The sequence below is a fragment of the Acinetobacter sp. LCT-H3 genome, assembly GCF_001866125.1.
Classification (GTDB): Bacteria; Pseudomonadota; Gammaproteobacteria; order Pseudomonadales; family Moraxellaceae; genus Acinetobacter; species Acinetobacter schindleri.
On record NZ_MODX01000052.1, the window covers coordinates 1 to 6654 of the forward strand.

Here is a 6654-nt window from a genome sequence, read left to right on the forward strand (position 1 = left end):
GACAAACCCGGTACGGTTCAGCCTTCTGCATGACCACACCATAGCGATTCAGATATGGAACCGTCAGACTTCCACCACCAATACCAAAGATTGCTGATGCAACCCCAATCACACTACCTGCAGCAACTTGTTGACCTGATGAGGGTAACGTTTTCGTTGGGTCAATTGCTTTTTTGGCACCTGTAAACATCGTATATGCGACCCAAATCAGAAATAAGCCAACAATGATTTGTAGATGTAATCCTGATATCAAACCAGCAACACCTGCCCCAAAAAAACAACCAATCGCCATAGGTGGCGCTAGATTTTTAAAAACAGGCCAAATCACAGCACCAGTTTTATGATGCGCCATCAATGAGCTAATCGAGGTTACAACAATGGTTGCCAAAGACGTGCCTAATGCGAGGTGCATAACCACATCGGGGTCATAGCCCATTTGGGTAAAGACAATAAAAAGCAGTGGTACAATAATCGTACCACCGCCGACACCAAACAGCCCTGCTGCAAAACCAGCAAAAGCGCCGATGACTAAAAAGGTTATAAGTTCCACAATAAACTAACTTTAAAAAGATAAAAGAATTAAGGCATTGAGTTAAGCGTGTTCCAACTGACCCACTTGATGATAAGCACGGTTAAAATACACCAGACTTTCTTCTTGATCGCTTTGTTGAACTTTAAGAATACGACACATGAAAACACTGTGTGTACCGACTTGCTGAATATCTTGAATCTCACAGTCAAAACTGACTAATGCATCTTCCAAAATCGGCGAGCTTGTTTCTAACGTGCTCCAATCACCTAGTTTGAAACGATCTTCTGAGCTAAACTTACTTGAAGCAAATGCGTTAGAAATTTGCTCATGCTGTGTACTCAGCACATTGACCGCCAAGACTTTATTTTCAACAAAATGGGCATGTGAACGGGAGGATTGATTCATACAGACTAATAACGTTGGCGGTGTATCCGTCACGCTACATACGGCAGATGCGGTAAATCCATGCATACCTGCTTCACCCGCAGTCGTAATAACATTCACTGCTGTGGTGAGTAAGGACATTGCATTTCTAAAGTCTGTTGCTTCAATCATCTCTTTCATCTCAAATGTACATATCACGTGCTCATGCATAAAGCAGAACAAATGTTCTTGTGATAATTTGTTCTGCTTCGCACGAGACTACGTTTGATTAAGCTTCTAGCTCTTTACGAACAATGGCAGCACCTGCGCTTAAAGCTTCAAGTTTGCCACGTGCAACTTGACGAGATAGCGGTGTCATACCACAGTTAGTTGAAGGATACAGTTTATCTGCATCAACAAATTGCAATGCTTTGCGTAGAGTATTTGCTACTTCCTCTGCAGTTTCCACTTGAGTGGTTGCCACATCAATTGCACCCACCATCACTTTCTTACCACGGATCAATTCGATTAAATCCATTGGTACACGTGAGTTTTGGCATTCAAGTGAAATAATATCGAGCTTAGATTGTTGTAGTTTCGGGAATGACTCTTCGTATTGACGCCATTCATTACCTAAAGTTTGTTTCCAATCTGTATTGGCTTTAATGCCGTAACCATAGCAAATATGAACTGCAGTTTCACATTTTAGACCTTCAAGTGCACGTTCTAAGGTTGGTACACCCCAGTCATTTACTTCATCAAAGAATACGTTAAACGCAGGTTCATCAAATTGGATAATGTCTACGCCTGCTGCTTCAAGTTCTAAAGCTTCTTGGTTCAAAATTTTGGCAAATTCCCAAGCCAGTTTTTCACGGCTCTTGTAGTGTCCGTCAAAAAGTGTATCAATCATGGTCATTGGACCAGGCAACGCCCATTTAATTGGCTGATTGGTTTGGCTACGTAAGAATTTCGCATCGTCTACAAACACGGCTTTTTTACGAGAAACATCACCCACAACAGAAGGTACACTCGCATCATAACGATTACGAATACGCATCGTTTCACGCTTTTCGAAATCCACACCTTCAAGATGCTCAATAAAGGTGGTCACGAAATGCTGACGGGTTTGCTCGCCATCACTCACGATATCGATACCCGCAGTGACTTGCTCATGTAATGATAATTTCAAAGCATCACGTTTAGCTTCTAATAATTCTTCGCCTTCAAGCTTCCATGCAGACCATAATTTTTCAGGTTCAGCTAACCAAGACGGTTTTGGCAAGCTACCCGCAGTTGAAGTTGGGAGTAAAAGTTTCGGTTGTGTAAGCGCCATGTCTAATCTTCTTTGTCTAAATTCGTAAATCTGTTTATCAATTTAATGGATTAAGCAGCTGTTTCGACTTCGAAATTTACAGCCCATTCATTTAAAATGTCTTGATAAGGCTTAATGAAGTTTTCTTCCGTCCATTTACCTTGTTTAACTGCAAGCTCACCACGTTCCACACGGTCATAGACCACACGTGTAAGTGAATAATCGCCATAGCTTAGACTTGGTTGATACACCACACCTGCAGGAGAGTTGGTGTTGTAAATTTCAGGACGATAGATCCGTTGGAAACTTTCCATGGTCGCAATAGCACTGATCAATTCAAAATCAGTATAATCACGGACTAAATCGCCAGCGAAATAGAATGCTAATGGTGCATTACCACCTTCTGGTTTAAAGTAGCGTACACGTAAACCCATTTTGGCAAAATATTCATCGGTACGTGAATATTCATCATTTTTGTATTCCACACCCAAAATAGGATGTACGTTGGCTGTACGGAAATACGTTTTAGAGGTTGAAACGCTTAAGCAAATGACAGGTTGTTTTTTAAATTCTGCTTTAAATACATCTGAATTGACTAAATGTTGATAAAGCTTGCCATGTAGATTGCCAAAATCTTCAGGTTTTTCACCTACACCACAACCCAATTGTGGCAATACCACACTGAAGTCGTAATCACGCACATAAGATGAGAAGCTATTGCCGATCATGCCTTCAATACGCTCACCTGTTTGATGGTCAATCACAACACTTTTAAGTGTTTCAATAAATGGGAAAGTTTGACCATTACCTTCAATATCAATTTCCGCAGAAATAATGTCAATCTCAAGTGAATAGCGATCACCTTTCGGGTTATCAACGGTTGCCAAGCTATTAAAACGGTTGTTGATCATCGCAAGGGTACGACGCAAGTTTTCTTCACGGCTTTCCCCACGTGCCAAATTGGCAAAATTTGTGGTTAAACGTGTGCTTTCTGCTGGCGTGTAGTTTTCATCAAAACGGATACGTTTAATTGAACACTCAAATGCTGTACTCATGGAGATTGCCACCTAAAAATTTTATAAAAAGCTAAATTTCTGAATGGCTGTATTTAAACGTGAATAAGAAAGTGAGTAAAACGATATAAATTCAGCTTAAGATGAGAAATACTCATCTTAATAAATTAAAGATTCTGAGGATTTTTAGTTATTCAGTAAGTTAAGCGGCTATCTAAAATCTTTATCTGAAATTGATAATGTTTTTTGCAACTCTACCAAAGATAATAAATCTCCAACTATCAAGTATGTGTAAATAACATAACGATCAGCTTCTTGCCTAACTCAATATTACTAATAATTTCTTCACTTAATTTTAAAGCTTCATTCAATGACTCTTGATTAACTTGCAATGTTCTGCTTCCAAAGCATTATTGTAGTTATTCTCTTATATACTTTAGTTCTTATTAAATTTCAATTAGTGAATTTCTTTCATCTTAACCTTAGAAAATATCAGTATATCAAATCCTTACTATCTAATTAAATCGTTAAAATATAGGGTTTAGATTTAAACCCATATAACTATGTCAAACAAACTTGAACGTCAGAAATTGACTCTCCCAGCAGGTCACGACAAGCTTCTGCTTCACTCCTGCTGTGCACCATGCTCGGGTGAAGTGATGGAAACCCTAATTGAATCAGGCATCGACTTTTCGATCTTTTTTTATAATCCCAATATTCACCCTGTCAAGGAATATGAAATCCGTAAGGAAGAAAATATTCGCTTTGCAGAAAAACATAATATTCCTTTTATTGACTGTGATTACGATACAGACAATTGGTTTGCACGTGCCAAAGGCATGGAAAATGAGCCAGAGAAAGGTATTCGCTGTACCATGTGTTTTGATATGCGCTTTGAACGCACTGCCCTTTATGCAGCTGAAAATGGCTTCAGCCTAATTAGTAGCTCATTGGGTATCTCTCGTTGGAAAGATATGAAGCAGATCAATGATTGTGGGCATCGTTCTGCTTCACATTATGAAGGTATCACCTATTGGGACTACAACTGGCGTAAAAATGGTGGTGCTGTTCGTATGCTTGAAATCAGCAAGAAGGAAGAATTCTACCAACAAGAATATTGTGGCTGTGTATACTCCTTACGTGATACCAACCGTTGGCGTATGAGCCAAGGTCGTGATCGCATCAAATTGGGCGTGAAATTTTATTCGAATGCCATGGATGATGAAAGCTAAGCTTCAGTCGCCAGATACCAATTTTTCCAGGAACTGGTTCCACGGACTTCAATGGGTACAGTTGGAATCAGTTTTTCTTTTAGAACGTCAGTCTGTCCCACGGCTTTGGCAAGTCGGGCTTTCACAGAATGAATGCATTCACGATCTCCAAACTCACAGCGATCCAATGTCGTACCACCACAAGGACCATTCGCCAATCCTTTGGGACAAGTTTCAGGGCAAATATATAAAGTATCTCCTAACCTACATTGACCACAACTTTCACAACCCACGATCCCTTGCTTAGAGATAAATTCAGTTTTTAACAATGCTTTTGCTGCAGGCGCATTTTCCCAGAATGAGGCTTTAAAAATAAAATGCCCCACACCTTTGGCAATTTTGGACTCAAATAGAGCCTTGTGCATGAAATGCAATTGCTGATATTTAATAAGCTGGCTAGAGGATAGTTGGCGGGAATAATAAGCTAATTCTGGCACGAGTTCATTTTTAGTCTTCACTTGCCACAGTGCATTCCAGAGTGCTTCGAGTTCCTGTAAACCATAATGTCGATATTGTTCAATATATTTTTCTAAAAGCTTTTGCTCTTCAGGCTTATGGCATGCTGAAAGATGCACACCTGCAAAACTCAAATATTTACACATCAATATTTGTATAGCACAACGTTTATAAGCATTCTCAGTTCGTCCATCCTGTTCTTCCTGAGCCAACACTCGTAACATGTGTGGTGTAATCACAATTCCTGCGACCTTATGTTTCACCATAAAATTGGCACGTGCCAAACTAAGTGGCATAACACAAGCAAGTATATTTTGTGGGTATCGATGACGATTTAAAAAAGCCTTGGCTTGTTTTAAAGCCTCCATATCGTAACCCAACTGGGTAACGATAAAGTCTGCTCCTGCTTTAATCTTTTTGTGAAGTTTTAAATATTGTGCATCACGTTCAGCTTCAGCATATTTAAAGGGATTAAAAGCTACACCAATGTGAAATCCACCATAACACTTTGCGGCCATGACCGCATTTACAGACTCTAAATATCGGGTGCGATTCGTTCCATCTTGACCATTTGTATGCCCTTTTAACTTATCACCTGTGAGAAGCAGTAAATTTTTCTGTCCCGAAGCTTGAATTGATTTTAAGAAGGTCTCAAAATCAGTAATATCCCGACCTTTCCCTGAATAATGGATGATTTTTTCCACTGATGAAGGAAATGTCTTCGCACATTCAAGTGGTGCCAAATCACTATCGGCATGCACTCGATCTGCCAAAGTGATCGCACATGGAAATTCTGCTAAAGACATTGGTACAGCAATGCCTTTAGCAGAACTTAAATATTCCAACAAAATACAAAACTGATTGTGCTTAAAATGGGAAGCAAGCTGTGACATAAAATAAAGTTCAAATAAAAATGATTGAAGCAGGTCGCTATTATATTCGACCTAACAGAATCAGCCCGATTAATCTTAATCAGGCTGATATAGAAAATTTTAGTCAACAATTATGCAATGAATCTATTCACTACATTCAATCAGGCAACTTTCTCATGAGATTCTCGCTCTAATGTGAAATGAAATGCCTATTCTTCAAGAATATTTTGATACGGCTTAATGAAGTTCTCTTCTGTCCATTTACCTTGCTTAAGATTCAATTGAACACGTTCAACACCGTCATAAATTTTACGAGTTAAGAGAAATCATCATTGTGAACAGACTATTTCTCTAAGTTGATTCATCACAACATGTAATTTATAGCCATAGAACCGGCCCATTGAGCTTTTACCACGAGATGCAATTTTAGATAATGATTTATGGCGGTGAATAGGTTTGTGCAACAAAGCCTATTCTAATTAAAACTTGGATTTCATAACCATTAATTTACAGTACAACTATCAATAAAATCACCCCACNCTAATTAAAACTTGGATTTCATAACCATTAATTTACAGTACAACTATCAATAAAATCACCCCACCATTGCATCATTTCCATACGCTGATTAAAATATTCTGCATGATTATAACTTGCACGGGTTTTATTTTTATCAGTATGAGATAGCTGTGCTTCAATCCAATTTGATTGAAATAAACCGGATTCATTTAATATGGTACTAAATGTCGATCGTAACCCATGAGAAGTTAATTCATTTTTAGTATATCCCATTTTTCTGATAATCAAGTTCAGGGGGCTTTGTTGCACAAAGATT

General features: G+C 38.7%; 7 protein-coding genes and 2 pseudogenes. 1 reads left to right on the plus strand and 8 read right to left on the minus strand.

All coding sequences use genetic code 11. The annotated features are described in order from the left end of the window. The 4 genes from BK820_RS14610 to BK820_RS14625 all read right to left on the minus strand — a co-directional run. On the minus strand, positions 1 to 550 hold a 550-nt coding region (locus tag BK820_RS14610), incomplete at its 3' end, for a sulfite exporter TauE/SafE family protein (protein WP_071321314.1). A gap of 42 nt (positions 551 to 592) precedes the next feature. Continuing rightward, positions 593 to 1087, minus strand: a complete 495-nt coding sequence (locus tag BK820_RS14615) for a flavin reductase (RefSeq protein ID WP_071321319.1) — start codon at positions 1085 to 1087, stop codon at positions 593 to 595. Positions 1088 to 1184: 97 nt separating this feature from the next. Continuing rightward, the gene (locus tag BK820_RS14620) at positions 1185 to 2228 is read right to left on the minus strand and encodes a methionine synthase (RefSeq protein ID WP_071321315.1); all 1044 of its coding nucleotides are present in this window, start codon (positions 2226 to 2228) and stop codon (positions 1185 to 1187) included. Between the two features lie 50 nt (positions 2229 to 2278). After that, positions 2279 to 3262: a putative oxygenase MesX gene (locus BK820_RS14625; RefSeq protein ID WP_071321316.1), complete on the minus strand. Its 984-nt coding sequence runs from the start codon at positions 3260 to 3262 to the stop codon at positions 2279 to 2281. A 521-nt stretch (positions 3263 to 3783) separates the two neighbouring features. Here BK820_RS14625 and BK820_RS14630 point away from each other — a divergent pair. Next, positions 3784 to 4452 (plus strand): epoxyqueuosine reductase QueH, encoded by a 669-nt coding sequence (locus BK820_RS14630; RefSeq protein WP_004647714.1) that lies wholly within the window; start codon positions 3784 to 3786, stop codon positions 4450 to 4452. On the opposite strand, the gene BK820_RS14635 is transcribed toward BK820_RS14630, so the two are convergent. From BK820_RS14635 to BK820_RS14640, 4 genes and pseudogenes are all read right to left on the minus strand, one after another. Beyond that, positions 4449 to 5840 (minus strand): methylenetetrahydrofolate reductase C-terminal domain-containing protein, encoded by a 1392-nt coding sequence (locus BK820_RS14635; RefSeq protein ID WP_071321317.1) that lies wholly within the window; start codon positions 5838 to 5840, stop codon positions 4449 to 4451. The two genes, BK820_RS14630 and BK820_RS14635, sit on opposite strands and share 4 nt — an antisense overlap. A 188-nt stretch (positions 5841 to 6028) precedes the next feature. Continuing rightward, positions 6029 to 6145: pseudogene (locus BK820_RS15430) on the minus strand (putative oxygenase MesX); the annotation flags it as partial. A gap of 9 nt (positions 6146 to 6154) precedes the next feature. Further along, positions 6155 to 6271 (minus strand): annotated as a pseudogene (locus tag BK820_RS15260) (transposase); the annotation flags it as partial. Positions 6272 to 6386: 115 nt separating this feature from the next. After that, positions 6387 to 6654 (minus strand): tyrosine-type recombinase/integrase (locus BK820_RS14640; protein WP_349356343.1); only part of this gene is annotated, 268 nt, incomplete at its 5' end.